We start from the raw sequence: 26,906 nt of genomic DNA, 5'->3' as shown, positions 1-26,906 counted from the left end.
CCGACAGATGGAGACACCATGAGCAAGGCCACGAGGACGGACACGCCGTCGCCTGCCCAGCACACCGCCGACAGCCACGACGTGATCCGCGTGCACGGGGCGCGCGAGAACAACCTCAAGGACGTCAGTATCGAGATCCCGAAGCGCCGGCTGACGGTGTTCACCGGCGTCTCCGGCTCGGGCAAGAGCTCGCTGGTGTTCAACACGATCGCCGCCGAGTCGCAGCGGCTGATCAACGAGACCTACAGCGCCTTCGTGCAGGGCTTCATGCCGAACCTCGCGCGGCCCGAGGTCGACGTCCTCGACGGTCTGACCACGGCGATCACCGTGGACCAGCAGCGGATGGGCGGCGACCCCCGCTCCACGGTCGGCACCGCCACCGACGCCAACGCGATGCTGCGCATCCTCTTCAGCCGGCTCGGGAAGCCGCACATCGGGCCGCCCAGCGCGTACGCCTTCAACGTCCCCTCGGTCCGGGCGAGCGGTGCGATCACCGTGGAGCGCGGCGCGAAGAAGGCCGTGAAGGCCACCTTCACGCGCACCGGCGGCATGTGCCCACGCTGTGAGGGGCGGGGTTCGGTCACCGATCTCGACCTGACCCAGCTCTACGACGACTCCAAGTCGCTCAACGAGGGCGCGCTCACCATCCCCGGGTACACGACGGGCGGTTGGAACTACCGGCTCTACAGCGAGTCGGGCTTCGTCGACCCGGACAAGCCGATCAGCAAGTACACCAAGAAGGAGCTGCACGACTTCCTCCACCACGAGGCGACCCGGATGAAGATCGCGGGCATCAACATGACCTACGAGGGTCTGATCCCGCGGATCCAGAAGTCGATGCTCTCCAAGGACCAGGAGTCGATGCAGCCGCACATCCGGGCCTTCGTGGACCGGGCGGTCACCTTCACCACCTGCCCCGAGTGCGACGGCACCCGCCTCAGCGAGGGGGCCCGGGCGTCGAAGATCAAGAAGATCAGTATCGCCGACGCCTGCGCGATGGAGATCAGGGACCTCGCCGAATGGGTCCGCGCGCTGGAGGAGCCGTCGGTGGCGCCGCTGCTCACCGCGCTCGGGCACACCCTCGACTCGTTCGTGGAGATCGGACTCGGTTATCTCTCGCTCGACCGGCCGGCGGGCACCCTGTCGGGCGGTGAGGCGCAGCGCGTCAAGATGATCCGCCACCTCGGCTCCTCGCTCACCGACGTGACGTACGTGTTCGACGAGCCCACCGCGGGCCTGCACCCCCACGACATCCAGCGGATGAACGATCTGCTGCTCCGGCTGCGGGACAAGGGCAACACGGTGCTCGTCGTGGAGCACAAGCCGGAGGTCATCGCGATCGCCGACCACATCGTCGATCTCGGCCCCGGCGCCGGGACGGCGGGCGGCAGCGTCTGCTTCGAGGGCAGTGTCGAGGGGCTGCGGACCGGCGGCACCATCACCGGCCGGCACTTCGACGACCGGGCCGCGCTCAAGGAGTCGGTACGGACACCCTCCGGCAAGCTGGGCGTCCGCGGTGCGCGCACGAACAACCTGCGCGACGTCGACGTCGACATCCCGCTCGGGGTGCTCGCCGTCATCACCGGTGTCGCCGGATCCGGCAAGAGCTCGCTCGTGCACGGTTCGATCCCCGCCGAAGCGGGTGTGGTGTCGGTCGACCAGAGCCCGATCCGCGGCTCACGGCGGAGCAACCCGGCGACGTACACCGGACTGCTCGACCCGATCCGCAAGGCGTTCGCGAAGGCCAACGGCGTGAAGCCGGCCTTGTTCAGCGCGAACTCCGAGGGCGCCTGCCCGACCTGCAACGGCGCGGGCGTCATCTACACGGACCTGGCGATGATGGCCGGCGTCGCGACCACGTGCGAGGACTGCGAGGGCAAGCGGTTCGACGCCTCGGTGCTGGACTACCACCTCGGTGGCCGCGACATCAGCGAGGTCCTCGCGATGTCGGTGACCGAGGCCGAGGAGTTCTTCGGCAGCGGTGAGGGCCACACTCCGGCCGCGCACCGCATCCTGGAACGGCTCGTCGACGTCGGGCTCGGCTATCTCACCATCGGCCAGCCGCTGACCACACTGTCCGGAGGCGAGCGCCAGCGGCTCAAGCTGGCCACGCACATGGCGGACAAGGGCGGTGTCTACGTCCTCGACGAGCCGACCACCGGTCTGCATCTCGCCGACGTCGAGCAGCTGCTCGGTCTGCTCGACCGGCTCGTCGACTCCGGCAAGTCGGTCATCGTGATCGAGCACCACCAGGCGGTCATGGCCCATGCCGACTGGATCATCGACCTCGGCCCCGGTGCCGGCCACGACGGCGGGCAGGTCGTCTTCGAGGGCACGCCCACCGACCTGGTCGCCACGCGCTCCACCGTCACCGGTGAGCACCTCGCGGCCTACGTCAACAGCTGAGCGGGGAACGGCGGACACGGTGGGACGGGTTCCGGGCCGCCCGGCCCGTCCCACCGGACCGGGACGAGCCGAGTCCGACCGCGCGGCCCGTCCCACCGGATCGCGACCGGCACCGGGCCACCCGGCCGGTCCCCGATCGCCGGTCCCCGATCGCCGATCGCCGGTCGGCGGTCGGCGGTCGGCGGCGCTACCAGCGGCTCTCCACCTGGTCCTTGATCCGCCGCTCGTAGAGGTCGTCGATCGCCGCCAGCGTCTCGGCGGTCAGCTCCGGGAGCTTCGCGGCGGCCGCGTTCGCACGGGCCTGCTCGGGTGACCGGGCGCCCGGGATCACGGTGGTCACCCCGGGCTGCTGGATGATCCAGCGCAGCGCCAGCTGAGCGGGCGTGAAGCCCTCCGGGGCGAGCGCGGAGAACTCGGCCGCCGCCTCCACGCCGGTCACGAAGTCGACGCCGGAGAACGTCTCGCCCTGGTCGAAGGACTCCCCCTGGCGGTTGTACGTCCGGTGGTCGTCCGCGGCGAACACCGTGTCCTTGGTGTACTTGCCGGACAGCAGGCCGGAAGCCAGCGGTACGCGGGCGATGATGCCGACGCCCGCCTCCCGTGCGGCCGGGAGCACCTGCCGCAGGGGCTTCATGCGGAACGGGTTGAGGATGATCTGGACGCTCGCCACGTTCGGGCGGGCGATCGCCGTCAGTGCCTCCTCGCACGTCTCGACGCTCACACCGTACGCGGCGACGCGCTCCTCCTCGACGAGGGTGTCGAGGGCGTCGTACACCGCGTCAAAGGAGTAGACGGGGGTCGGCGGGCAGTGCAGCTGCACCAGGTCGAGGCGGTCGACGCCCAGGTTGCGCCGGGAACGGTCGTTCCACGCACGGAAGTTGTCGAGGACGTAGTTCTCCGGGATCTGTTCGACGCGGCGGCCCATCTTCGTCGCGATCTCCACATGGAGGTCGGGCCTGCTCTGCACGAACGTGGCGATGATCTCCTCGCTCCGCCCGTCGCCGTACACGTCGGCCGTGTCGAAGAAGGTGACGCCCGACTCGGCCGCCGTCTCCAGCACGGCCAGGGCGTCCCGTTCACTCACCTCGCCCCAGTCGGCCCCCAGCTGCCACGTGCCGAGGCCGATGACCGAAGCATGCTGACCCGACCTGCCGAATTCGCGCTCTTCCATGCCGCCAGTCTGACACCTCGTCCCTGGGACGCCGGAGCACCCACCCGGTCAGCGCGTCCGCGCGGTGGTGCGGGAAGGAGCCTGTGCGTCCGCGAAGCCTGCCGCCCTGCCTCGCCCCCGGCCTTCGTGCAGCGCCCGGGCAGGCGGCTGAATCGTGTCAACGCCTGACCGGCGGGCGGGCTCTGACCGATGTTCAAGAAGTGAATGGCATCTCCCCCTTCACTCCCCCACGCCTCCCACCGTTCGCCCGGACTCACGAGCATGACCCGCTGAGCAGGCCGTTCGCCCGAGCCGGAAGCGCGCCGTGACGAGGCCGCTCTTCAACTCCTTGCGCAAGTTCAGGAATTGAAGAGTGTTTCTGCTTCATGTCTTGACGTGTCTGGTTCAGACCTTTAGGTTCACCGATCACCAGCGCTCCATGAATACGCCCCACGTTCAAGAACATGAACGCTCGCGCCTCCCCGCGCGCCCACGGGCATGCGTGCGCATCCGCGTACGCATGCCCGTACACCCCCCCACCGCCACCCGTGAAGGGCTGTGATCCCGCTGATGGCCAGACGATCCCTCCTGCGCTCCACCGCGCTGCGCACCACCCTCACCACCGCAGCCCTCGCACTCTCCGCCGGCGCCCTGAGCGCGGCACCCGCCTCCGCCGCCACCGGCACCATCACCGGCCTGGGCGGCAAGTGCCTCGACGTGGCCGGGGCGAACTCCGCCAACGGCACCGCCGTCCAGCTCTACGACTGCAACGGCACCGCCGCCCAGCAGTGGACCGTGGGCTCCGACGGCACCGTCCGCGCGCTCGGCAAGTGCCTTGACGTCACGGGCAATTCGACCGCCAACGGCGCCAGGCTCCAGCTGTGGGACTGCACGGGCGGAGCGAACCAGAGGTGGACCGTCTCCGCGGCCCACGACCTCGTCAATCCGCAGGCCGACAAGTGTGCCGACGTCACCGGCAACACCTCTGCCAACGCCACGCCGGTGCAGCTGTGGACCTGTACCGGCGCCGCCAACCAGAAGTGGAACGCCCCCACCGGCGGCGGCCCCGCCCCCGCCGCGCCGATGGCCGTCGCCCCGTACCTGTACAACGGCTGGGGCAACCCGCCGAGCCCCACCACCGTCATGAACGCCACCGGCGTCAAGTGGTTCACCCTGGCCTTCGTGCTCAGCAACGGCTACTGCAACCCGCAGTGGGACGGGAGCCGTCCGCTCACCGGCGGCGTCGACCAGCAGACCGTGAACACCGTGCGGGCGAACGGCGGCGACGTCATCCCGTCCTTCGGCGGCTACAGCGGCAACAAGCTGGAGAGTTCGTGCTCCAGCGCCGGGGAGCTCGCGGCCGCCTACCAGAAGGTCATCAACGCCTACGGCCTCAAGGCGATCGACATCGACATCGAGGCCGACGCCTACAGCAACCCGACGGTCCAGCAGCGCACGGTGGACGCCCTCAAGACCGTCAAGGCGAGCAATCCGGGCCTCAAGGTGTACGTCACCATAGGCACCGGCCAGAGCGGGCCGGACACGAGCCTCATCAACCGCGCCGCCAACTCCGGTCTGTCCGTGGACAGCTGGACCATCATGCCGTTCGACTTCGGCGGCGCGGGCCAGAACATGGGGACCCTCACCACGCGAGCCGCGGAGGGCCTGAAGACGGCGCTCAAGAACGCCTACGGCTACAGCGACGACCAGGCGTACCGCGGCATGGGCATCTCCTCCATGAACGGTGTCACCGACCAGAACGAGACCGTCACCGTGGCCGACTTCCGCACCATCCTCGGCTACGCGCAGCAGCACCACCTGGCCCGGCTGACCTTCTGGTCCGTCAACCGCGACCGGCCCTGCACGGGCGGCGTCGCCGACAGCTGCTCCGGCGTGAGCCAGCAGAACTGGGACTACACGCGCGTGTTCGCCCAGTACACCGGCTGACCTTCCCACCCCCCACCAGCGCAGGAGAACACCCGTGTCCAGATCCAGCAGACACTCCGGCCGTCACCGTACGGCGAAGGTGCTGTCCGTCTTCGCCCTCCTGGCGACGACGGTGTCCGGTGTGGCGGTCGCCGCGCCGGGCGAGGCGACCGCCCGGGCCGCGGCGCTGCCCACCGGATGGGCCACCGTGGTCAGCGCCGCGAGCGGCAAGTGCGTCGACGCGCGTGCCGCCGGGACGGCGAACGGCACCGCGGTCCAGCAGTACGCGTGCAACGGCAGCCAGGCCCAGCAGTGGCGCGTCACCGCCACCTCGGGCGGCTACAGCCAGGTAGGCAACCGCGCCGACAGCACCAGGACCTGGGACGTCACCGACGTCTCGACGGCCGACAGCGCCCTCGTCCAGCTGTGGACGTACAGCGGCGGCCTCAACCAGCAGTGGCAGGCCGTGGCCGAGGCCGGCGGGACCTACCGCTTCGTGAACCGCAACAGCGGGAAGTGCCTCGACGTCCCGGGCGCCTCCACCGCGGACAGCGTGCAGCTCCAGCAGTACACCTGCAACGGCACGGCGGCCCAGTCCTTCCGCGTCGACGCGGTCGACGTGACGCCGCCGCCCGGTACCCCCGACCTCGGCCCGAACGTCACGGTCTTCGACCCCTCGACTCCGGCCGCAACCGTCCAGAGCAGCCTGAACGCGGCCTTCGCCCAGCAGGAGACCAACCAGTTCGGCACCGCGCGCAAGGCCTTCCTCTTCAAACCGGGCACCTACGACGCCAACGCCGACGTCGGCTTCTACACCCAGGTCGCGGGTCTCGGTCTCTCTCCGGACGACGTGACCGTCCGGGGAGCGGTGCACGCGGAGGCGGACTGGTTCCAGGGCAACGCGACCCAGAACTTCTGGCGTTCGGCGGAGAACCTGTCGGTGACCCCGACGAACGGCTCCGACCGCTGGGCGGTGTCGCAGGCGGCGCCGTACCGGCGTATGCATCTGCGCGGCAACCTCGCGCTGGACGACGGCGGTTGGTCCAGCGGCGGCTACATGGCCGACACGAAGATCGACGGCCAGGTCAACTCCGGTTCGCAGCAGCAGTGGCTGTCGCGGAACACCGAGTGGTCGAACTGGACCGGCTCCAACTGGAACATGGTCTTCGTCGGGGCGAGGAACGCTCCCGCCAACAGCTTCCCGAACCCGCCCTACACCACGGTCGCGCAGACACCGGTCTCCCGTGAGAAGCCGTTCCTGTACGTCGACACGGCCGGCGCCTGGAAGGTGTTCGTGCCCTCCGTGCGTACCGCCTCCTCCGGCACCACATGGAGCGGCGGCACACCGGCGGGGACGTCCCTGCCCCTGTCCGATTTCTTCATCGTGAAGCCGGGCGCGACGGCCGCGCAGATGAACGACGCGCTCGCCCAGGGGAAGAACCTGCTGGTGACGCCCGGTGTCTACCATCTCGACCAGACACTGCGGGTGACCCGTGCCGACACCGTGGTGCTGGGCCTCGGCCTGGCCACGCTCATCCCGGACAACGGCATCACCGCGATGACCGTCGCCGACGTCGACGGAGTGCAGCTGGCGGGACTGCTGATCGACGCCGGGACCACCAACTCGGCGCAGCTGCTGGAGATGGGACCGAGCGGCTCCTCCGCCGACCACAGTGCCGACCCCAGCTCGCTGCACGACGTGTTCTTCCGGATCGGCGGCGCGGGCGTCGGCAAGGCGACCACGAGCCTGACCGTCAACAGCGACGACGTCATCGGCGACCACCTGTGGCTGTGGCGCGCCGACCACGGCAGCGGCGTCGGCTGGACCAGCAACACCGCGGACACGGGCCTCGTCGTCAACGGTGACGACGTCACCATGTACGGCCTGTTCGTCGAGCACTACCAGAAGCACCAGACCATCTGGAACGGCAACGGCGGGCGGACGTACTTCTACCAGAACGAGATGCCCTACGACCCGCCCAACCAGGCGGCCTGGATGAACGGTTCGACCCAGGGCTACGCCGCCTACAAGGTCGCGAACTCGGTGACGAGTCACCAGGTGTACGGCTTCGGCAGCTACTGCTACTTCAACGTCAACTCCTCCGTCGCCGCCGAGCACGCCATCGAGGCGCCCGACAACGCGAACGTCCGCTTCAAGGACATGGTGACCGTGTCCCTGGGCGGCACCGGGACGATCCGGCACGTCGTCAACGACCGCGGCGGACCGTCGAACTCCGCCACCAATGTCGCCAACCTCGTCAGCTACCCCTGACGCGTACGGAAAGGACCGTCCGATGCGCATCAGCAGATCCGGGCCGGCACGCGCGGCCCTGCGGGTCCTCCTCCTGCTGGCGACGCTGCTCGGCCTCGCCGCTCCTCCCGCCGCCCACGCGGGCACCGCGGCCGCGCCGTTCAAGGTGCTCGCCCTCTACAACGGGACCTGGGACGCCGCGCACATCAGCTTCGTCCACGAGGCCAACGAGTGGTTCCCGCGGCAGGCCGCGCAGAACGGCTTCACCTACACGGCCAGCAACAACTGGAACCTCCTCGCCGACGGCGGCGTGAACGCCTACCAAGTGGTGCTGTTCCTCGACGACCTGCCGCAGACCGCCGCCCAGCGGGCCGGCTTCGAGCAGTACATGCGCGGGGGCGGCGCCTGGATGGGCTTCCACGTCTCCGCCTTCACCACCGACGCGCAGAGCTGGCCCTGGTACCACAACCAGTTCCTGGGCAGCGGCAACTTCAGGTCCAACACGTGGGGCCCCACCACGGCCGTCCTGAAGGTCGAGGACCGCACGCACGCCGCCACCAGGAACCTGCCCGCGACGTTCACCTCGTCGGTCAGCGAGTGGTACAGCTGGTCGAACGACCTGCGGCAGAACCCCGACATCAAGATCCTGGCCTCCGTCGACCCCAGCAGCTTCCCGCTGGGCACCGACCCGAACCAGACCTGGTACAGCGGCTACTACCCGATCCTGTGGACCAACACGAAGTACCGCATGCTGTACGCGAACTTCGGCCACAACGCCATGGACTACGCGACGAACACCACGCTGTCGTCCACGTTCGCGAGCGCGACGCAGAACCGGTTCCTGCTGGACGGCCTGAAGTGGCTGGGCGGGGCCGACGGCACGGTGCCACCGGCGGACCCGATCTCGGAGACGTCCTGGTACACACTGACCAGTGCCGCCAATGGCACCTGTGTGGACGCCCGTTCGGCCGCCACGGCGAACGGGACACCGATCCAGCAGTACGCCTGCAACGGCACCCAGGCACAGCAGTTCCAGTTCCGCTCGACGGACGGCGGCTTCTCGCGGATCGCCATCCGGGGCAATCCGCAGCAGGTCGTCGACGTGACCGACCGCTCGACCGCGGACAACGCGCTGCTCCAGCTGTGGAGTTGGTCGAACGGCCAGAACCAGCAGTGGCAGCCCGTACGGGAGAGCGGCGGGCGCTACCACTTCACGGCCCGGCACAGCGGCAAGTGCCTGAGCGCGGCCGGCTCCGGAGCAGGCGGTGTGCAGCTCACCCAGCGCGCCTGTGACGGTTCCCCGGCGCAGAGTTTCACGCTCACCGCGCAGCCCTGACCGGACTGTCCGAGGTGCCCCCGCGGCCTGCGCGCCGCGGGGGCACCTGTCCGTGCGGGTGGAGTCAGGAACGGGCGAGACGGGCGAGTTCGGTGCCCGCGAGCAGGAACGCGCCGACGCCGAAGTTCGCGGTGCTGTCGTAGGTGACGGGCTGACTGGACTCCGGGCGGTCGCCGACGTTCTGGACGTAGCCGAGGAAGCCGTCGGGGTGCACGGCGGTGGCGACGAGGCCGTTCCAGGCCCGGACCGCGACCGGGAGGTGGGTGTCCCGGCCGACCAGACCCGCGCCGATCGCATAGGCCGTGCCGTACAGGAAGAAGGAGGTGCCACTGGTCTCCGGACCGGGCAGATGGGTGTCGTCGGCGAGGTTGACGTTCCAGAAGCCGTCCGCACGCTGCACGGCGGCGACGGCCTGCACCAGGCGCACCAGCGTGTCGCGGTACTCGGCGGTGTGCCGCGCGCCGCGCGGAAGTGCCCTGAGGGTCTTGGCGTGCCCGCCCGCCACCCAGCCGTTGCCGCGGGACCACAGGACCGGCCTGCCCGCCGGCGACGTGATCCCTCCCGGGAGGAACCGCTTGTCGCGGTACCACAGGCCGGTCGCCGCGTCGTACAGGCCGGGGCCGCCCTCGGCTCGCTTGGTGTGGTCGTAGAGGGCGTACAGCTTCTCCCCGTACGCGGGGTCCCCGCGCAGGACGCCGATGCGGGCGAAGGGAGGCATCGCCATGTGGAGGGCGTCGTCCCACCACCAGTCGTCGTTCTTGTCCGGCTGGTCCTCGTGGATCATGCGGTGCAGGGAGGTCTCGATCGCGGCGAGCTTCTGTTCCTCGGGTTCCCTCTCGTACAGGTCGAGGTAGGCCTGCCCGGCGCAGTGGTTGTCGGCGTGCCGGGTGGTCACTCCGCCGTTGAGGCCGTAGGCGTGCTTCTCCGCCCAGCCGCGGGCGTAGGCGAGGTAGCGGGTGCTGCCCGTCAGCCGCTGGAGGGCGAGGAGTCCGCTGAAGAAGGTGGCGTTGGCCCAGCCGTTGTCGCCGGGGTCCGTGTGCGCGCCGATCCACTGGTCGGCCACGCGCCGCAGGACGGCCGTGATCTCGGCCCTCCGCGGAACGTCCGGGGGCACCGCGCGGGAGGCGGCCCGCGCGGTGCCCGGCAGGGTGGGGGTGAGGGCGGCCGCGGCGGTGAGCGCGGCAGCGCCGGAGAGCAGGCGTCGTCTATGCATATGAACAACTCCTACGGATGGGGAATCCTCATCCTCAACTCCCGTCTCCCGCACTGTCCATGGCGCATCGTCAAGTTGTCGCGAACTGGTAGGTGTTCACACTTCCGCTCCACAGTCAGGATGCGGAACGACGTGCATGGCTCGCCGGTCGCTCCGTCACACCTTGCGCCAGCGGGCCAGCGCCCAGGAGAACACCCCGAACAGGACGAGGCCGGCGGCGACGCAGGCCAGCAGCACCGGGCCCATGGGGGCGTCGGAGAACGCACGCAGCGTGTCGTCCAGCCCCTTCGCCTTGTCCGGGTCGTAGTCGACGGCGGCCCGCACCGCGAAGGCCCCGGCCGCGGCGAACACCACGCCGCGCGCCGTCCCGCCGCCGACTCCCGCGGTGTCGACCGCCCGGCGCACCCGGCGCGACATCTCGCCGAGCTTCAGATGCTTGTGGTACTTGCGCAGGACGGCCCGAGCGGCGATCCACACGCCCGCCACCGCCAGCCCCGAGCCGGCGACGGCCACGAGCCACTGACCGCCCGGCATCTTGAGCACCTGGGCCGTCACGTCGCGGGACTGCTCGTCGCTCGAACCACCACCGCCCGAGCCCGCGGCGAACCGGAGCACGGAGTAGGCGACGAACGCGTAGAACACGCAGCGCGCGGCCGACATGAGCCGCTTGCCCGCCTTGCCGCCGTCCTGCCCGGCCGCGCCGAAGACGGCCTCGGACAGGCGCCACAGCGCCATGCCGGCGACGCCGATGCCCAGCGCCCACAGCAGCGTGGCCCCGAAGGGCTTCGAGGCGATCTCCTCGAGCGCGCCGCCCCGGTCCGCCTGCCGTCCGCCGTCGCCGAACGCGATGCGCAGGGCCAGTACGCCGACCAGGGCGTAGATCACCCCGCGGGCGACCAGCCCCGCCCTCGCGGCCGTCTCCCGTACCGAACCCGTCGCCGCGCGGCGGGCACGGAGCCCGCCGTCACGGGCGACCGCCCCGGCGTTCACACCGGTCGCGTCTCGTGCGCAGCACCCGATTCCAGCCGCAGTTTCATCTGTACCTCCTGGTCTCCGGCTTCCACGCCCAACTCGTGCACGGTGAATGCGTCACCGAGGGCCTCGCGCAGGTGCCGCACCTCGCAGGGGCCGCCCTGTGCCTCGACCGTCGGTTGCCCCGAAAGTTCCGCGGCAGGCATGCCGCGGCCTGACGGAACACCGGAGGCGTCGAAGTCCGCCGTCCACACCGTCGGGCGGCCCGCACCGGACTCCCGGGGCTCGTCCCCGGCCTCCCGGTCGGCCTCGAAGGCGTCGGAAAGGACCGCGAGAACGCTCCGGGCATCGGCCGCCGAGCAGTCGCCGAGCATCACGTGGACCATGGACGCGGGCATCTGTTGCACGCTCATGAAAACCCTCTCCCGTCGCGTCGACGCACCGGCGTGCGCCTCGCGCGCGGCGATGAACCGGCACGTCGTGATGGTCTGGCGGGTACCCCGCGGGCGCCTGTGAAACAGAAACCGCACGCATCGCATGCGCCGATACACGCCCAGGTCAGCACGGTTGGTGAGCTATGTTGAGTTCTTGTGGGACAAGAAGGAGGCGCACCGGTGCCATCGCCGCAGCAGGCACGTGCACAGGCGTCAGCGATCACCTCGGGAAAGACCGCCCCGGAGGCGGGCGCGGCACCCACGTCCCAGCTCAGGGAGCTGTTCGACGGGCCGCGGCTCTCGCCGGGCCAGCGGCGCATCGCCCAGTACCTGATCGAGAACATCACCGAGGCCGCGTTCCTGTCGATCACCGACCTGGCCGAGCGGGTGGGCGTCAGCCAGCCCTCGGTGACCCGGTTCGCGGCGGCGGTGGGCTTCAGCGGTTACCCCGCGCTCCGCGAGAAGCTCCAGTCGATCGCGCTCAGCACCCTCGGCAGCACGCCGGGCACGCCCGCGGAGGTCACGAGCAACGAACTCCAGGCGGCGGTGGACGCCGAGATCGAGAACCTGGAGAACCTGCGGCGCGACTTCGCCGACCCGGACCAGATCATCCGCCTCGGCCGGGCGCTGTCGGAGTCGACGCCCCTGACGGTCCTGGGCCTGCGCATCTCCGTGTCGCTCGCCGAGTACTTCGCCTACGCCGCGCGCCGTATCCACCCCGACGTACGGCTGGTGACCCGGGGCGGCAGCGTCTCCTACGACGCGATCCTCCAGTCGCGTGAGGCGGGCGGCACCTGGGTGCTCGCCTTCGGGATGCCCCGGCACGCGCAGGAGACGCTCACCGCCATCCGGGTCGCGCACAGCGCGGGACTGCGGGTCGCGCTGATCACCGACCTGGCGCTCGGTCCGCTGGCCGACGAGGCCGACGTCACCTTCGCCACCGGCACCGGGTCACGGCTCGTCTTCGACTCGTACGCCGCGCCCGTCGTGCTGTCGGCGGCGCTGCTCCAGGCCATGACGGACGCCGATCCGGAGCGCACCCAGGCGCGCCTGGAGGAGTACGAGCAGGTCGCCGAGCAGCACCAGTTCTTCCTCAGGGACTGAGCCCCGGGGTTCTCCCGGGCCCGGTCGCGAGGAGACCCGGACGGAGCACGCCGCCCCGGAACGGCGCCGGATCAGGCACCGCGGGACCGGCCCGCGCCGGGTCCGGCGGCATCGGGACGGACCGCTCCGGGACCGGCCGGGACCGGGACCGGCGGTGCCCGAGCGGACCTGACGGGCCCCGTCCGGCGGACGGCGAGTCGTACCGACGGGCCGGTATCTCCGACGAAACGTGCAAACCGCTCTCACGCGCACCGCGCGTCACCACGGCATCACGGGATGATTCACATCAAAGCGCGCATGAATGTTTTCATGTTCTTGCGTATCCGGCGGTATATATAAATACTTCTCGCGGATCGTGACCGGGAGGACCCCGGCTCACGCACCAGGACCACCCGGGGCCGTCCGCTCCTACCCGCATCGGGCCCCGGGTGTACAAACGGGCCCCGCCTCGTGCGAGCGCCCGTGGTGGCGGCCCCGGCCATCCCCTAGACCGGGGCCGCCCCAGAACCCGCGACCCCTTACCGCCGACGTGACCCGGAAGCGATGAACATGGCCCTGACGTACTCCCCGATCACCTCGGACTGGCCGTGCCAGGTCAAGACCCCCGGCAGCTTCGACTGGGAACGCTCGGCGGTGAAGTGGCTGCGCGAGCTGGTGCCGGCCCGCTACGCCAGCTACCCCGTCCTGCTCAAGCACCCCGTCCTGCTGGCCCGTCACGCGCAGCTCCAGGTGCAGCACGAGATCCGGGTGGCCCGGACGGCCCTGCAGACCGCCCGCGCCGAACTCCCCGCCCTCGGCCTGCACGAGGGCGTCATCGAGCACACCATCAAGCTGTACGCCGCCGAGGTCATGCAGCTCCAGCACATCGCGCGCAGCATCCGCGCGGTGACCCAGGCCCTCGTGGACAGTCCCCCGCGGACCTGAACCCGGTCGGTGGACAAGGGCGGTACGTACGGCCCGGGCGGGAACACGTAGGGGGCAAAGGCCGCGCCGTGAGGCCGGCCGCCCTACCAGAGCCCTGGACGGACCGATGGATTCCACGACCTGGAAAGTGGTGCTCGTCGTCGCGGTCCTGGGCGCCGCCGCTCTCGGCGTGGCGGTCGCCCTGCTGCTCAGGCTCGTCCGCACCCGCCGCCGGCTGCAACGGGCCGGGCTTCCGGCCGGGTCACGCTGGGTCTTCTGGGGCGCCGTCGCCTACCTGGTGCTCCCCACCGACCTGCTGCCCGACCCCGTCTACCTGGACGACATCGGCGTCCTGCTGCTGGCACTGCGCTCCCTGCGCGCCGCCCCTGACGACCGGCCCGCCGACCGGTCCGCCGACCGGGGCGGGAACCCCCGCACACCGGCGGGCCGTTGACGGTCCGACGGCCCGCGGCGCGAAACCCGCGCCCGGCGCCGCCACGGACCACGACGTCGACGGGCGGCACATGAGCGAACTGGTTCCCGGGGGCAACATGCCTCTGCCGGACGGCACCCTGACCCTCAGGGTGCCGGGTCCCTTCGACGTGTCCGCCCTCGTCACCGACGACAGCGGACAGGTGCGCGGCGACGGCGACTTCGTCTTCTACAACCAGCCCACCGCGCCCGGCGCCCGCCTCGCGGGCGAGCGGCTCACCGTGGATCCCGCCGCGCTGAGGCCCGGGGCGAGCCGTGTCACCGTGGTGATCAGCCCCGCCGATCCCGCGACACCCCTGGGCCGGCTGCCCGTGCCCACCCTGCACATCACCGCCGCCGACGGCCGTCCGCTCGCCCGGTTCACCCCACCCCGCCCCGAGCGGGAGACGGTGCTGCTGCTCGCGGAGCTCTACCGACGCGGCACCGGCTGGAAACTGCGCGCCCTGGGCCAGGGATACGCCGACGGGCTGGCGGGCATCGCACGGGACTTCGGAATCGATGTCACCGACGACGGCACGGCACCCGGCGCGCCCGCGGCCGGCACGCCCTCCGGAGCGGCACCCCGCGCCTCCCGCTCGACGGCACCGGGCACCGCGGTCCGCGCCGCGGCGCCCGCAGCGACCCGGACGCAGGGGGTGCCCCCGGGGACGGCGCCCGACCCGCACGGCTTTCTCGGCCCGGTGAACGCGGCCCGCGCCGCGGCCGGTTCCCCGCCCGTGTCCCTCGACAGTCGCCTGACGGCGGCGGCTCACGCCCATGCCGGTGCCATGGCCGCGCTCGGACAGCTCGGTGCCGACGGCCCGGACGGCCTCTCCGTCTACCAGCGCGTCACAGCCGCCGGATATCCCTACCTCACCATCGGTGAACATCTGGTCTCCGGCCCGCGCACCCCGGCCGAGTTCGTGGAGTACTGCCTGTCCTCCGAACGGTCCCGGCGCACCCTGTGCGACCCCGCCTTCAGCCAGGCGGGCCTTGCCCGCGTCGCCGCGGAACGACCCGGCGGACCGTACTGGACGGCCTTGTGGGCACTGCCCTTCAGCCCCGCCGGCCTGGAGCGCACCGCGCGTGAGGTCATCACGCTCACCAACGCGGAACGGGCCGCGGCGGGACTGCGCCCGCTGTCCGGCGACGCCCCGCTCACCACGGCGGCCCAGGCGCACAGCGCCGACATGGTGGCCCGCGCCTTCTACTCCCACACCACTCCCGAGGGCGGACAGCCCTGGGACCGGGCCGCGGCCGCGGGCTCCTCCCGCCGCACCATCGGGGAGAACATCGCCTGCGGACAGCGCTCCCCCGCCGAGGTCGTCCGCGGCTGGATGAACAGCCCCGGCCACCGCGCGAACATCCTCAAGCCCGACTTCACCCACATAGGCATCGGCTTCGCGGGCGGCGGCCCGGCGGGCACGTACTGGACGCAACTGTTCGGCGGCTGACCGCCGGACCCCCGGCACGTACCCGACACAGCCGTTCCGCGCCCGTCCCGTGGGACGGCCGGATCGGGCCGTCCCACGGGCGGGATCAGGCCGTCACCCGGCCGCGATTCACCAATTCGGGTTCACCGTCGCCGGTTCACCCCCGGGCAATGCAACCCGCGCGCCCTCGCGGCGCGTAGAGATGGAGCCGACGTCCGCATCCGCGGCGTGCGGTTCGTGCCGGGCTTCCGCACCGGCGAGAGCACTCGGGAGAAGAATCAGATGGTCTCAGCAACGGTGGGCACGGGTACGGCGCTGGGCGCGGTCCTGGTGTCCCTCCTGGCAGCCCCGGCACAGGCCGCGACACCGACGCCCACGGGCGGCGCCACGGCGGGACGGGCCGTGGCGTCGGACGCGTCCCCCGCGCCCGACGACGCGGGGCTGCGCAAGGTGCTGCGCACGGCGATCAGCCAGGGAGCACCGGGCGCGATGGCACGGATCGACGACAACGGCACGGTGCACCGGATCGCCGAGGGCATCGCGAACCGGACCACCGGACGGGCCATCAGCACGAACGACCGCTTCCGCGTCGGCAGCGTCACCAAGACCTTCTCCGCGGTCGTGCTGCTCCAACTGGTCGACGAGGGAAAGCTGAAGCTCGACAAGTCGGTCAACACCTATCTGCCGGGCCTGCTCCCCGACGACCGCATCACGGTCCGTCATGTGCTCAGCCACCGCAGCGGTCTGTACGACTACACCAACGACATGTTCGCCCGCACCGTCCCGGGCTTCGAGGCCGTCCGCAACAAGGTGTTCGGCTACCGCGACCTGGTGAAGCTGTCCCTCCAGAAGCCGCGCACCAACGCGCCCGGGGCGGCCTACGCGTACTCGAACACCAACTTCGTCGTCGCGGGCATGCTGATCGAGAAGCTCACCGGACACGCCGTGGGCACGGAGTACCAGAAGCGCATCTTCGCGCCGCTCGACCTCACGGACACCCTGTACGTCCACCCCGGCACGACGATCCCCGGTTCCCACGCCCACGGCTATCTCACCCCCGACGAGGCAGGTGCGACCCTGGTCGACTCCACCGATCAGACGGCGTCCTGGGCGCAGAGCGCGGGAGCGATCATCTCCACCACGCACGACCTGGACACCTTCCTGTCGGCACTGCTGCGCGGGAAGCTCATGTCGTCCGGCTCGCTGACGCAGATGCGGAAGTGGACGCAGGTCAACAGCACCACGGCGTACGGACTCGGGCTGCGCCGCCGCGACCTGTCGTGCGGGGTGTCCGTGTACGGGCACACGGGCACCGTGCAGGGCTACTACACGTACGCGTTCACCTCCAAGGACGGCAAGCGCAGCGTCAGCGCGCTGGCGAACACCTCCAACAACTCGGCCGTGCTGAACACCATGGCCGGCACGCTCGAATCGGCGTTCTGCGGCAAGCCCGCGGCCAGGACGACGCTGCGCCGTGCCGCCCCGGTGGAGCGGCACGAGGACATCGCGCCGGCCGTCACCCGCGACTGACCGTGCGGGCCGCGCCTCACCCCTGACGGTTGGGCCGCCGGTGCGGCGGCTGGTCGGGGGCGGGGCGCAGTCTCGGCGCCGGTATGGCGAGGCGGTGGGGCTTGTCGCCGTCGACGGTGTACGGCTCGCGGTGGTGACGGATCTCCAGCGGTTCACCGGTCGCGAGCGTGTACGTGGCGGCGTCCGGCTCTATCTCCACGCGCAGGCGCCGGCCGAGGAGTTCCAGGGAGAACGCGAGGCGGCTGAACCTCTCCGGCAGCCGGGGGGCGAACTCCAGGGTGTCCCCGTGGTGGCGCAGGCCGCCGAACCCGGCGACCAGGGCCGTCCAGGTGCCGGCGAGCGAGGCGATGTGCAGGCCGTCGCGGGTGTTGTGCTCCAGATCCTCCAGGTCCATCAGGGCCGCTTCCACCAAGTAGTCGTAGGCGAGGCCCGGATGACCGGCCTCGGCCGCGATCACGGCCTGGCAGCAGGCGGACAGGGAGGAGTCGCGGACCGTGAGGGGCTCGTAGTACGCGAAGTTGCGTGCCTTGTGCTCCTCGTCGAAGTAGGGGCTGCACTTGTACATCGCGAGAACGAGGTCGGCCTGCTTGACGACCTGCTTGCGGTAGATGTCGAAGTACGGGAAGTGCAGCATCAGCGGGTACTGGTCGGGCCGGGTGGCCGCGAAGTCCCACCGCTGGTAGCGGGTGAAGCCGGCGTGCTGTTCGTGGACGCGGAGTTCGTGGTTGTAGGGGACGTGCATGGCGTCGGCGGCGTCGCGCCAGGCCGCGCTCTCCTCCTCGTCGACGCCGAGTTCGGCTGCCCGCGCGGGGTGGCGGTCGACCACGTCCGCGGCGGCCAGGAGGTTCGCGCGGGCCATGAGGTTGGTGTAGGTGTTGTCGTCCGCGACCGCGCTGTACTCGTCCGGCCCGGTCACCCCGTCGATGTGGAACTTGCCCTGGAAGTCGTGGTGTCCCAGCGAGCGCCACAGCCGTGCCGTCTCGACCAGCAGCTCGACGCCGGTGTCCCGTTCGAACCCTTCGTCACCGGTGACGGTGGTGTAGCGGACCACGGCGTCGGCGATGTCGGCGTTCACGTGGAACGCGGCGGTACCGGCCGGCCAGTAGGCCGAACCCTCCGAGCCGGCGATGGTCCGCCACGGGAAGGCAGCCCCCCTCAGGCCCAGTTGGGCCGCCCGCTCGCGCGCGGCGGGCAGGGTGTTGTGACGCCAGCGGAGCGCCTCGGCGACGGCTCCCGGAGAGGTGTAGGTGAGCAGCGGGAGAACGAAGGTCTCGGTGTCCCAGAAGGCGTGGCCGTCGTACCCGGAGCCGGTCAGCCCCTTCGCGGGTATCGCGCGCTGTTCGGCGCGGGCGCCCGCCTGGAGGACGTGGAAGAGGGCGAAGCGCACCGCCTGCTGGATCTCCTCGTCACCCTCCACCTCGACGTCGGCGCGCTCCCAGAAGTCGTCCAGGTAGGCGTGCTGTTCGTCGACGAGCGCCTGCCATCCGCCGTGCTCGGCGGCCGCGAGCGCCGCGTCGACCTGGTCGCGCACCGCCGGCAGCGACCGGGTGGCGGACCAGCCGTAGGAGACGAACTTCTCCAGGCGCAGCCGCTGTCCCGGGGTCAGCACGGAGGTGACGGTGAGCCGGGCGACGTCGTCGCTGCTCTCGCTGCTCGTGACGGTCCCGTCGGGTCCCACGACCGCGTGGTCGGCCGCCGCGGCGACCCGCAGTCCGCTCTCGCTCGTGCGGTGCACGAGCCGCAGCCGCCGGCCTGCCGCGAAGTGCTCCTCGGCCTTCAGCGGCGACTCCAGCGCGATCGCGGCACGCGGGTCGCCGTCCCGCCCCGGCAACTGCTCGTTCGCCACCAGCTCCGACTGGACGACGACACGGACCCGGCCGTCGACGGCCTCCACCTCGTAGGCGACGGCGGCGATCGCCCGCTGGGTGAAGGAGACGAGCCGGGTGGACCGCACCCGGACCGTGGATCCGGCCGGTGAGGTCCACTCGCAGGTCCGGGTGAGCAGCCCGGTGCGCAGATCGAGGACGCGTTCGTGGGAGCGCAGCCGGCCGTAGCGCAGGTCGAAGGGTTCGTCGTCGACGAGCAGTCGGACGATCTTGCCGTTGGTGACGTTGATGACCGTCTGCCCGGACTCCGGATAGCCGTATCCCGCCTCCGCGTAAGGCAACGGGTGCACCTCGTGGACGCCGTTGAGGTACGAGCCCGGCAGGCCGTGCGGTTCGCCCTCGTCGAGGTTGCCGCGCCAGCCGACGTGGCCGTTCGAGAGGGCGAACACGGACTCGCTCTGCGGCAGCAGATCCAGGTGGAGTTCGTGCTCGCGCAGGGTCCAGGGGTCGACGCCGTAGGAACTGTGGGTGATCATGCCTGCTCCCCCAGTTCCGACAGATCCTGTACGACCGTGTCCGCGCCGTGCGCGCGCAGGGCGGCGCCCTGTCCGACGCGGTCGACGCCGACGACGTACCCGAAGTGGCCCGAGCGGCCCGCGTCCATGCCGGCCAGCGCGTCCTCGAAGACGGCGGCCTCGGCGGCCTCGACGCCCAGGTCGCGCGCGGCGGCCAGGAAGGTGTCCGGCTTCGGCTTGCCGGGCAGACCGCGCTCCGCGGCGACGACCCCGTCGATCCGCACGTCGAACAGGTCCTCGGCGCCGACCGAGCGCAGGATGTCACGGCAGTTGGCGCTGGAGGAGACGACCGCGGTCCGCAGTCCGTGCGCGCGCACCGCCTCGACGTAGCGCAGGGTGCCGTCGTACGCCTCGACTCCGCCGGTGCGGATCATCTCCAGCAGCAGGTCGTTCTTGCGGTTGCCGAGGCCGTGCACGGTGGCCCGGTCCGGCGGGTCGTCCGGCGCTCCCTCGGGCAGATGGATGCCGCGGGAGGCGAGGAAGGTGCGGACGCCGTCGGCGCGCGGGAGTCCGTCGACGTACTCGGCGTAGTCGTGGGAGTCGTCGAACGGGCGGAAGTCCTCGCCGTCGCGCTGCCGCAGGAACGCGTCGAACGTCCGCTTCCAGGCGGCGGCGTGGACGACGGCGGTCTTGGTGATGACGCCGTCGAGGTCGAAGAGGCAGGCCACGATTTCTTTCGGAAGACCGAGCTCTGTCATGAGGGCAGTGTGCCCCGAGATCATCCGGCCAACGGGTGGCGAGCACCACACCGCGAGTAGTTCGTCGGGTCGGGCCCGCCGGACACCAGGTCGGCGGGGCCGGGCGCCGCGCCCTGCGCGGGCGCGCCGTGCTGCCCGCCCATCGTCGTCCACCGCTTCTCGCCCGCGGCTTCTCATCTGCGGCTTCTCATCTGCGGCTTCTCATCCGCGGCTTCTCATCCGCGGCCGGACACGGATACTGGGGCCATGGAACGCGCCGTCTTCACGCCCCTGACCGACCGGGTCGCCGGAACCGCCGCATGACCTTCGACGACCTGCTCGATCGCGCGGCCGCACTCGTCCGTCCCGGACGGCGCGCCCTGCTCGGCCTCGCCGGAAGCCCCGGGGCGGGCAAGACGACCCTCGCCGAGCGTCTGGTCCGGCGGCTGAACGGTGCCGGGCCCGACTGGGTCGCGCACGTGCCGATGGACGGCTTCCATCTCGCGGACGTCGAGCTGGACCGGCTGGGGCGCCGCGACCGCAAGGGCGCCCCGGACACCTTCGACGCGGCGGGCTACGCGGCGCTGCTGCGCAGGCTGCGCGCGGACGAGGACGAGCTGGTCTACGCGCCCGGCTTCGAGCGGACCCTGGAGCAGCCGCTCGCGGGTGCCGTGCCCGTGCCGCGGACCGCGCGGCTGATCGTCACCGAGGGCAACTACCTGCTGCTGCGCGACGACGCCTGGGCGCGCGCGAGGTCGCAGCTGGACGAGGTCTGGTTCTGCGAGCTGGACGAGGCCGCCCGGGTACGACGGCTGGTCGCCCGGCACGAGGAGTTCGGCAAGGACCACGACACGGCGGTGGCGTGGGTGCTGGGCACGGACCAGCGCAACGCCGACCTGGTGGCCGCCACCCGGGACCGGGCCGACCTGGTCGTCGGGCCGGAGATCACCGCGGACGCGGCTCCGGTGCGGGTGCCCGGCGCACATCGCCCGTCGGAGCGCTGATCCGCGCGGTCCCGCGCGGCCCGGCCGGGCGGTGCCGGATCCTGCGGTGGAGCGGCGGGCCGGGCGGTGGCCGCGTCCTCGGCCCGCGCAGCGAGGCGAGCAGTGCCGGCACCCTCCACCTGAGGCCCGAGCATCAGGCGTCAGGCGTCAGGCGTCAGGCGTCAGCCGTCAGCCGTCAGCCGTCAGCCGTCAGCCGTCAGCCGTCAGCCGTCAGCCGTCAGCCGTCAGCCGTCAGCCGTCAGCCGTCAGCCGTCAGCCGTCAGCCGTCAGCCGTCAGCCGTCAGCCGTCAGCCGTCAGCCGCGGACGGAACGTCCCGCGCGTGCGGTCGGTTCCCCGTCCGTGCGCTCGCAGGAGGGACCGAAGGGGCCCTGCGCAACGCGGCGCGCGGCTCACGCCCCGCTCCAGGTACGTGTCCGAATCCCGCCGGACCGTGCGCACGGCAGGCGGCAGAATTGCTGGTGAAGCGACGCCGGTACCGCTTGAGGCACACTCACGAAGGGACACTTCCGATGACGGTCTACACGACCCTCGACAGCCCACTGGGCGAGCTGCTGCTCGTGGGCGAGGAGTCGGCCACCGCGCACGGCGGCACGGCACTGGCCTCGCTCTCGATGCCCGGCCAGAAGAACGGCGCCGTCGTCCAGGACGGCTGGACCGAGGACACGGAGGCGTTCGCCGAGATCACCTCCCAGCTGCGCTCCTACTTCGACGGCCGGCTGACCCGCTTCGACATCGAGTACGTCACGAGCGGCAGCGACTTCCAGCGGCGGGTGTGGCAGGCCCTGGAGGACATCCCGTACGGGACCACGCTCAGTTACGGCGAGATCGCCTCCCGGATCGGCGCCTCGAGGGCGGCGGTACGGGCCGTGGGCACGGCGATCGGCGCCAATCCGCTGCTGGTCGTGCGGCCCTGCCACCGGGTGATCGGCGCGACCGGCGCCCTCACCGGATACGCCGCCGGCCTGGAACGCAAGCGCACGCTCCTGGACCTGGAGGACGAGGCGTCCTGACCTGCCGCCGGTGCCCCGCCGCGGCGTGCCGTCACACCCGCGCCGCGGGGCCCCGCAGGGCCGGCGCCGCGCCGAGCTCCTGCCCCGCGGGCGGCTCGTCGAGATCGACGACCGTGGCACGCTCGTCCCGCTGGACCGGGCGGAGGCCCTCGCGCGGGCCGTCGGGGAGTTCACGGCTACATCCCACGCCGGCTAGGGAAGTTGTCGGACCTCTGCGCTACGTTGCGAGCATGACGGAATTCGTACTGGTGGCAGGTGCGTGGCTGGGCTCCTGGGCGTGGGACGAGGTGGTGCCGGAGCTGCGAGCGGCCGGTCACGGCGCTCATGCGCTCACGCTCTCCGGCCTCGCGGACAGGCAGAGCACGCCGGTCGGACCGCAGACCCACGTCCGGGACATCGTGGGCGAGATCGAGCGACTCGATCTGCGTGACGTCGTCCTGGTCGGGCACAGCTACTCGGGCATCCCGGTCGGTCAGGCCGCCGCGCGGATCGGCGACCGGCTGTCCCGCGTGGTGTTCGTCGACGCCAATGTCCCGACGGACGGCGAGTCGTTCGTGTCCACGTGGTGGCAGGGGCCGGAACGGCTGGAGGAGGTGATCGAGGAGAACCAGGGCTTCTGGCCGCCGCTGACGGCCGCGGACTACGACGGGCAGGGGCTCACGGACGAGCAGATCTCACGGATCGCCGGCGGGTCGACGCCGCAGCCGGGCATCACGCTGACCGACGCGGCGGTGCTGGACCGTCCGCTCGACGAGCTGCCGACGACGTACGTCAAGTGCCTGATGGACGGCGAGGACCCCAATGACGACGTGGCCGAGCTGCTGAAGAGCGCGCGGTGGGACCTGGTCGAGATGGAGACCGGTCATTGGCCGATGTTCTCCCAGCCGCACGAGATGGCGCGGGTCCTGCTCAGGGCCGCGGCACGCTGAGGGCTGTCCCGCGATCCCTGGTGGATCGGCGCGCGGCGTCGGATGCGGTGCATCGCAAGGCGGAGGGGCGTCCTCGGACTGGGCGTGTTCGGGCGGTCCGACAACGCGGCGAGGTGCCGTAGCTGTCGTCGTGCGCCCGCCAGGGACTGCGGGACATCCCTCAGCGCGGCGTGCGGGATTCGAGGGCGGCGCGCGTGTCGTCGCCGTAGACGCCGGTCTCGTCGCCCCGGATCCCGTACCAGAGCTGGAAGCGGGCGACGGCCTCGGTGAGGGCCGCGTCGTAGCTGCCGCGGGCGCCTGAACCGTCGTACACGAGTACGGGTGTCCGGGCCCGGATGTTCAGTGCGCGCATCCATGCACCGAACGATCGATACGCTCAATTCGGTAAGAATTATTGAGCGTTTGAACGTGAGCGTGCTAGAAACCGCCGTCATGACGACTCGTTGGTCACGCCGTGGCTTCCTGGCCGCGGGCAGCGGCACCGCTCTCGCGCTCGGGGTGCACACCACCGCCGGCGCCTCCCCCCTCACCTCAGCCGGGATCACCGACACCGCCGAGGCCGCGGACGAGTTCGCGGCCCTGCGCGCGAAGTGGCGCACCCTGATCCTGGGTGACGGATTCAGCCCCACCGCCGAACCGTTCCGGACCCGCCTCGCCGACCTGGGCACGACGGCCTCCTCATGGCGGTCCACCATGGCCCCCGCCGCCGGCTCGCTGTGGCCGGACCTCGTGTACGCCGACCCGGAGCCCGACACCGACCAGGAGTCGTACGGCCACTCCGGAAACATGAACACCAGCTACAGCCGGCTCAACACCCTCGCCCAGGCGTACTGCCTGCCGGGCACCGGGCTGACCGGCGACACCGGGCTGCGCGACGACATCCTCACCGGCCTCGACCACCTCCACTCCGAGGTCTACAACGCGGACCAGACCCGCTACGGCAACTGGTACAGCTGGCAGATCGGCGCCCCGCAGGCCCTGCTCGACGTCTGCGTCCTCATGTACGACGCCCTGCCCGCGGCACGGATCGCCGACTACCTGGCCGCGGTCGACCACTTCGTGCCGGACTCGGCGGTCGCCGCCTACAGCGGGACGAGCACCGGCGCCAACCGGGTCGACCTGTGCCGGGTGCTGGCGCTGCGCGGCGTCGTGGGCGCGAACTCCGCCAAGGTGGCGCTGGCCCGGGACGCGCTCACCCCCGTCTTCCCGTACGTCACCACGGGCGACGGCCTGTACACCGACGGCTCGTTCATCCAGCACACCACCGTCCCGTACACGGGCTCGTACGGCTCGGTGATGCTCGGCGGGCTCGGCATGCTCTTCGCCCTGCTCGCCGGCTCGGCCTGGGAGGTCACCGACGCGGGCCGGCAGATCGTCTTCGACGCGGTGGAGAAGGCCTGGGCGCCGTTCCTCTACAACGGTCTGGTGATGGACGGCGTGTCCGGCCGGGCCGTCAGCCGGGGCCTGTCCGCGTCGGACGCCAAACACATCCAGCAGGACGACCATCTGCGGGGCCATCCGGTCCTCGCCTCGATCGTGCTGCTCGGACAGGGGGCGAGCAGCACCGAGAACGCGCGCTGGCGCGGGCTGGTGAAGGGCTGGATGCAGCGCGACTACTACAGCCCGCCGATGGACGATCCCGCACTGAGTCTGACAAGTCTGGCCCGGCTCAAGGGAGTCCTGGACGACACGACGGTCTCGCCGATCGCCGAGCCGACCGGGCACCGGCTGTTCACCAGCATGTCCCGGGCCACCCATCGCCGCCCCGGCTGGGCCGCCTCGATCAGCATGGCCGACCGCAGGATCACCTACTACGAGACGGGCAGCGGCGAGAACCTGCACGGCTGGCACACCGGCTCCGGGATGCTCTACTGGTGGGGCGACACCTTCTGCAACGGCCAGTACAGCGACGCCTTCTGGCCCACCGTCGACCCCTACCGGCTGCCCGGCACCACGGCCTCGCGCAAGGTGCTCGCGGACGCGGCGGGCGGCGACTGGGGTGCGTCCCTGCCCGACGTGAACTGGGTGGGCGGCGCGACGGACGGACAGCGGGCCGCGATCGGCCAGTACCTCAAGGGGCTGCAGAGCTCCCTGCTGGCGAAGAAGTCATGGTTCTGCCTGGACGACGCGATCGTCTGTCTGGGCGCGGGCATCCGGTGCGCCGACGGAGCGGCCGTGGAGTCGACCGTCGACAACCGCAATCTCGGGCCCACCGGCGGCGCGGCCCTCACCGTCGACGGTACGGCGAAGCCCACCGCGTACCCGTGGTCGCAGACGCTGACCGCCACCCGGTGGGCGCATCTCGCGGGCCACGGCGGCTACGTCTTCCCCGGCGGCGCCACCGTCAAGGCCTTGCGCGACAGCCGTGACGGCACGTGGAGCGCCGTCAACAAGGGCGGGGCAACGACGGTCCTGAACCGCAAGTACCTGACGCTGTACGTCGATCACGGCACAGATCCGGCGGACGCCACGTACGCCTATGTGCTGATGCCGGGCGCGAGCGCCGCCGCGACACAGGCCCGGGCCGACGCCGCGGGCTGGCTGACCGTGCTCGCCAACACCGACGACCAGCAGGGCGTGAGCGTTCCCTCGCTCGGTTTCACCGGGGTGAACTTCTGGTTCGGCGGCACGGTGGGCGCCCTCACGGCGAGCGACCCGTGCTGCGTGATGATCAGCGAGAAGGGCGACGGCAGCGCCGTGATCTGCGTCAGCGACCCGATGCGCATGCGGACCGGCCTGACCCTCACCTGGAACAGGGCCGTCGCCTCGGTGACGTCCAAGGCGTCGAGCGTCACCTCGGCGACCACCGGCTCCTCCCTCACCCTCACCTTCGGCGATCTGAGAACTCTGGCGGGGGTCACGCAGAAGGTCACGGTCAGGCTCGGCTGACCGCGGCACCGGTCACGCCGGCGCGAACGGCCGCCCGTCGAGCGACCAGTGCCGGTCGGCGGCGCCGCCCAGCGACGCGAACACCTGGGCGGCGACGTCGACATGGCGCGGCGCGGCCGGGGGTGTGGTGCCGACGCCGGGGCCGGCGGCGATCAGCCAGGCGGTCCGTTCCTCGGGGGAACGGCCGCCGTGGCCGCCCGCGTCGACGTGGCCGTGGTCGGTGACGACGAGGACCGTCCACCGCTCCGCCGAGTACGAGGCGCGTGAGCGCACGGCGTCCAGCAGGCGGCCGACCCGGGCGTCGGCACGCACCACCGCGGTCTCGTACGCGTCGCCGCAGCCGAGGACGTGCGCGGTCTCGTCGGGGGCGCCGAGGTACACGAACGAGGCGTCCGTGTCGTCGTCCGCCAGGACACGCGCCGCCTCCGCGGTGATGTGGTCGTCGCAGGTCTCCCAGGCCTCGGGGGTGTCGGCCACCGGCGAGACGTACGCCGTCCTCGACGGGGCCCGGAACAGGGGTCCGCCGTCCCGTACCTGCATGAGCGGCCGCCAGCCCGCGGCGACGAAGGTGCGGCGGCCGTACTGGTCGGCGAGGCGGGTCGCGAAGTCCGGGAAGACGTCGAGGCGGTGGCCGCCGAAGTCGTTGCTCCACACCCCGTGCTTGTCGACGCCCACGCCGGTGACGATCGTCGCCCAGCAGGGGCCCGACATGGTGGGGGTGCGGTCGTCGACCTCGACCGGGGCGAGGAAGCCGTCCGCCGCGAGCGCGTCCAGGTGCGGGGTGGGCAGGCGGCGCAGGGTGTCGAGGCGTACTCCGTCGATGCCGACGACCAGGACGCGGTGGACGGCGTCCGGCATGGGCGCTC

At 71.4% G+C, this 26,906-nt stretch carries 21 protein-coding genes and 1 pseudogene; 13 read left to right on the top strand and 9 right to left on the bottom strand.

Annotation, left to right across the window (positions count from 1 at the left end):
* Window positions 1–18: 18 nt before the first annotated feature.
* Window positions 19–2,406: an ATP-binding cassette domain-containing protein gene (locus ACSYGO_RS40080; RefSeq protein WP_426676534.1), complete on the top strand. Its 2,388-nt coding sequence runs from the start codon at window positions 19–21 to the stop codon at window positions 2,404–2,406.
* Window positions 2,407–2,593: 187 nt separating this feature from the next.
* Here ACSYGO_RS40080 and ACSYGO_RS40075 read toward each other — a convergent pair whose 3' ends face one another.
* Complete coding sequence (locus ACSYGO_RS40075) at window positions 2,594–3,577, bottom strand: aldo/keto reductase (protein ID WP_426676535.1); 984 nt, start codon at window positions 3,575–3,577, stop codon at window positions 2,594–2,596.
* Between the two features lie 549 nt (window positions 3,578–4,126).
* On the opposite strand from ACSYGO_RS40075, the gene ACSYGO_RS40070 reads away from it, so the two are divergent.
* From ACSYGO_RS40070 to ACSYGO_RS40060, 3 genes are all read left to right on the top strand, one after another.
* Window positions 4,127–5,503, top strand: coding sequence for a ricin-type beta-trefoil lectin domain protein (locus ACSYGO_RS40070; RefSeq protein WP_426676536.1), 1,377 nt, complete (start codon window positions 4,127–4,129; stop codon window positions 5,501–5,503).
* 112 nt (window positions 5,504–5,615) lie between these two features.
* On the top strand, window positions 5,616–7,754 hold the full coding sequence (locus ACSYGO_RS40065) for an RICIN domain-containing protein (RefSeq protein WP_432173278.1): 2,139 nt from the start codon (window positions 5,616–5,618) through the stop codon (window positions 7,752–7,754).
* Window positions 7,755–7,776: 22 nt separating this feature from the next.
* On the top strand, window positions 7,777–9,069 hold the full coding sequence (locus ACSYGO_RS40060) for a ThuA domain-containing protein (protein ID WP_460389592.1): 1,293 nt from the start codon (window positions 7,777–7,779) through the stop codon (window positions 9,067–9,069).
* 64 nt (window positions 9,070–9,133) lie between these two features.
* On the opposite strand, the gene ACSYGO_RS40055 is transcribed toward ACSYGO_RS40060, so the two are convergent.
* The 3 genes from ACSYGO_RS40055 to ACSYGO_RS40045 form a co-directional block, all read right to left on the bottom strand.
* Window positions 9,134–10,282: a glycoside hydrolase family 88 protein gene (locus tag ACSYGO_RS40055; protein ID WP_432187414.1), complete on the bottom strand. Its 1,149-nt coding sequence runs from the start codon at window positions 10,280–10,282 to the stop codon at window positions 9,134–9,136.
* Window positions 10,283–10,438: 156 nt separating this feature from the next.
* The gene (locus tag ACSYGO_RS40050) at window positions 10,439–11,272 is read right to left on the bottom strand and encodes a DUF1206 domain-containing protein (protein WP_432173257.1); all 834 of its coding nucleotides are present in this window, start codon (window positions 11,270–11,272) and stop codon (window positions 10,439–10,441) included.
* Window positions 11,269–11,667 carry a hypothetical protein gene (locus ACSYGO_RS40045; protein ID WP_345652228.1) on the bottom strand — a complete coding sequence of 133 codons (399 nt, stop codon included), beginning with the start codon at window positions 11,665–11,667 and terminating at the stop codon, window positions 11,269–11,271. The genes ACSYGO_RS40050 and ACSYGO_RS40045 overlap by 4 nt, the downstream gene beginning before the upstream one ends.
* Window positions 11,668–11,868: 201 nt before the next feature.
* On the opposite strand from ACSYGO_RS40045, the gene ACSYGO_RS40040 reads away from it, so the two are divergent.
* From ACSYGO_RS40040 to ACSYGO_RS40020, 5 genes are all read left to right on the top strand, one after another.
* On the top strand, window positions 11,869–12,792 hold the full coding sequence (locus tag ACSYGO_RS40040) for a MurR/RpiR family transcriptional regulator (protein WP_028804163.1): 924 nt from the start codon (window positions 11,869–11,871) through the stop codon (window positions 12,790–12,792).
* Between the two features lie 543 nt (window positions 12,793–13,335).
* Window positions 13,336–13,716 (top strand): hypothetical protein, encoded by a 381-nt coding sequence (locus tag ACSYGO_RS40035; RefSeq protein ID WP_426676541.1) that lies wholly within the window; start codon window positions 13,336–13,338, stop codon window positions 13,714–13,716.
* A gap of 106 nt (window positions 13,717–13,822) precedes the next feature.
* Complete coding sequence (locus ACSYGO_RS40030; protein ID WP_426676542.1) at window positions 13,823–14,149, top strand: DUF1232 domain-containing protein; 327 nt, start codon at window positions 13,823–13,825, stop codon at window positions 14,147–14,149.
* A 70-nt stretch (window positions 14,150–14,219) separates the two neighbouring features.
* Entirely contained in the window at window positions 14,220–15,620 is a 1,401-nt protein-coding gene (locus ACSYGO_RS40025; protein ID WP_460389591.1) for a CAP domain-containing protein, read from the top strand.
* A gap of 261 nt (window positions 15,621–15,881) precedes the next feature.
* Entirely contained in the window at window positions 15,882–17,129 is a 1,248-nt protein-coding gene (locus ACSYGO_RS40020) for a serine hydrolase domain-containing protein (protein ID WP_460389590.1), read from the top strand.
* A gap of 16 nt (window positions 17,130–17,145) precedes the next feature.
* Here ACSYGO_RS40020 and ACSYGO_RS40015 read toward each other — a convergent pair whose 3' ends face one another.
* Together ACSYGO_RS40015 and ACSYGO_RS40010 are read right to left on the bottom strand one after the other, a co-directional pair.
* Window positions 17,146–19,491 carry a glycoside hydrolase family 65 protein gene (locus ACSYGO_RS40015; protein ID WP_426676545.1) on the bottom strand — a complete coding sequence of 782 codons (2,346 nt, stop codon included), beginning with the start codon at window positions 19,489–19,491 and terminating at the stop codon, window positions 17,146–17,148.
* Window positions 19,488–20,228, bottom strand: coding sequence for an HAD family hydrolase (locus ACSYGO_RS40010; RefSeq protein WP_426676546.1), 741 nt, complete (start codon window positions 20,226–20,228; stop codon window positions 19,488–19,490). The genes ACSYGO_RS40015 and ACSYGO_RS40010 overlap by 4 nt, the downstream gene beginning before the upstream one ends.
* Before the next feature lie 299 nt (window positions 20,229–20,527).
* Between ACSYGO_RS40010 and ACSYGO_RS40005 the strand changes: the two genes are divergently transcribed.
* Window positions 20,528–21,211, top strand: coding sequence for a nucleoside/nucleotide kinase family protein (locus ACSYGO_RS40005; RefSeq protein ID WP_460389589.1), 684 nt, complete (start codon window positions 20,528–20,530; stop codon window positions 21,209–21,211).
* 510 nt (window positions 21,212–21,721) lie between these two features.
* A complete protein-coding gene (locus ACSYGO_RS40000; protein ID WP_426676548.1) occupies window positions 21,722–22,222 on the top strand; it encodes a methylated-DNA--[protein]-cysteine S-methyltransferase in 501 nt (166 codons plus the stop codon).
* 31 nt (window positions 22,223–22,253) lie between these two features.
* Here the strand turns inward: ACSYGO_RS40000 and ACSYGO_RS39995 are convergent, their stop codons facing one another.
* Window positions 22,254–22,409 carry a hypothetical protein gene (locus tag ACSYGO_RS39995; protein WP_460389588.1) on the bottom strand — a complete coding sequence of 52 codons (156 nt, stop codon included), beginning with the start codon at window positions 22,407–22,409 and terminating at the stop codon, window positions 22,254–22,256.
* 43 nt (window positions 22,410–22,452) lie between these two features.
* On the opposite strand from ACSYGO_RS39995, the gene ACSYGO_RS39990 reads away from it, so the two are divergent.
* Entirely contained in the window at window positions 22,453–23,151 is a 699-nt protein-coding gene (locus ACSYGO_RS39990; RefSeq protein ID WP_432187421.1) for an alpha/beta fold hydrolase, read from the top strand.
* Between the two features lie 160 nt (window positions 23,152–23,311).
* On the opposite strand, the pseudogene ACSYGO_RS39985 reads toward ACSYGO_RS39990, so the two are convergent.
* A pseudogene (locus tag ACSYGO_RS39985) lies at window positions 23,312–23,464 on the bottom strand (peptidoglycan-binding protein); the annotation flags it as partial.
* 119 nt (window positions 23,465–23,583) lie between these two features.
* Here ACSYGO_RS39985 and ACSYGO_RS39980 point away from each other — a divergent pair.
* Window positions 23,584–26,040, top strand: coding sequence for a polysaccharide lyase 8 family protein (locus ACSYGO_RS39980; protein WP_460389587.1), 2,457 nt, complete (start codon window positions 23,584–23,586; stop codon window positions 26,038–26,040).
* A 12-nt stretch (window positions 26,041–26,052) separates the two neighbouring features.
* On the opposite strand, the gene ACSYGO_RS39975 is transcribed toward ACSYGO_RS39980, so the two are convergent.
* Entirely contained in the window at window positions 26,053–26,898 is an 846-nt protein-coding gene (locus tag ACSYGO_RS39975) for an alkaline phosphatase family protein (protein WP_432173266.1), read from the bottom strand.
* Between the last annotated feature and the right edge of the window lie 8 nt (window positions 26,899–26,906).

Source organism: Streptomyces krungchingensis, assembly GCF_054729265.1.
The sequence above is the reverse complement of the archived record's forward strand: the minus strand, read 5'-3'. Positions and strand labels throughout refer to the sequence as shown.

Bases quoted from the DNA above. Each gene is read 5' to 3' on its own strand.
- ACSYGO_RS40035 (WP_426676541.1), top strand. From the start codon at position 13,336: ATGAACATGGCCCTGACGTACTCCCCGATCACCTCGGACTGGCCGTGC.
- ACSYGO_RS40055 (WP_432187414.1), bottom strand. From the start codon at position 10,282: ATGCATAGACGACGCCTGCTCTCCGGCGCTGCCGCGCTCACCGCCGCG.
- ACSYGO_RS39980 (WP_460389587.1), top strand. From the start codon at position 23,584: ATGACGACTCGTTGGTCACGCCGTGGCTTCCTGGCCGCGGGCAGCGGC.
- ACSYGO_RS40000 (WP_426676548.1), top strand. From the start codon at position 21,722: ATGACGGTCTACACGACCCTCGACAGCCCACTGGGCGAGCTGCTGCTC.
- ACSYGO_RS40030 (WP_426676542.1), top strand. From the start codon at position 13,823: ATGGATTCCACGACCTGGAAAGTGGTGCTCGTCGTCGCGGTCCTGGGC.
- ACSYGO_RS40060 (WP_460389592.1), top strand. From the start codon at position 7,777: ATGCGCATCAGCAGATCCGGGCCGGCACGCGCGGCCCTGCGGGTCCTC.
- ACSYGO_RS40045 (WP_345652228.1), bottom strand. From the start codon at position 11,667: ATGAGCGTGCAACAGATGCCCGCGTCCATGGTCCACGTGATGCTCGGC.
- ACSYGO_RS39975 (WP_432173266.1), bottom strand. From the start codon at position 26,898: ATGCCGGACGCCGTCCACCGCGTCCTGGTCGTCGGCATCGACGGAGTA.
- ACSYGO_RS40010 (WP_426676546.1), bottom strand. From the start codon at position 20,228: ATGACAGAGCTCGGTCTTCCGAAAGAAATCGTGGCCTGCCTCTTCGAC.
- ACSYGO_RS40070 (WP_426676536.1), top strand. From the start codon at position 4,127: ATGGCCAGACGATCCCTCCTGCGCTCCACCGCGCTGCGCACCACCCTC.
- ACSYGO_RS40020 (WP_460389590.1), top strand. From the start codon at position 15,882: ATGGTCTCAGCAACGGTGGGCACGGGTACGGCGCTGGGCGCGGTCCTG.
- ACSYGO_RS40080 (WP_426676534.1), top strand. From the start codon at position 19: ATGAGCAAGGCCACGAGGACGGACACGCCGTCGCCTGCCCAGCACACC.
- ACSYGO_RS40025 (WP_460389591.1), top strand. From the start codon at position 14,220: ATGAGCGAACTGGTTCCCGGGGGCAACATGCCTCTGCCGGACGGCACC.
- ACSYGO_RS39990 (WP_432187421.1), top strand. From the start codon at position 22,453: ATGACGGAATTCGTACTGGTGGCAGGTGCGTGGCTGGGCTCCTGGGCG.
- ACSYGO_RS40005 (WP_460389589.1), top strand. From the start codon at position 20,528: ATGACCTTCGACGACCTGCTCGATCGCGCGGCCGCACTCGTCCGTCCC.
- ACSYGO_RS40015 (WP_426676545.1), bottom strand. From the start codon at position 19,491: ATGATCACCCACAGTTCCTACGGCGTCGACCCCTGGACCCTGCGCGAG.
- ACSYGO_RS40075 (WP_426676535.1), bottom strand. From the start codon at position 3,577: ATGGAAGAGCGCGAATTCGGCAGGTCGGGTCAGCATGCTTCGGTCATC.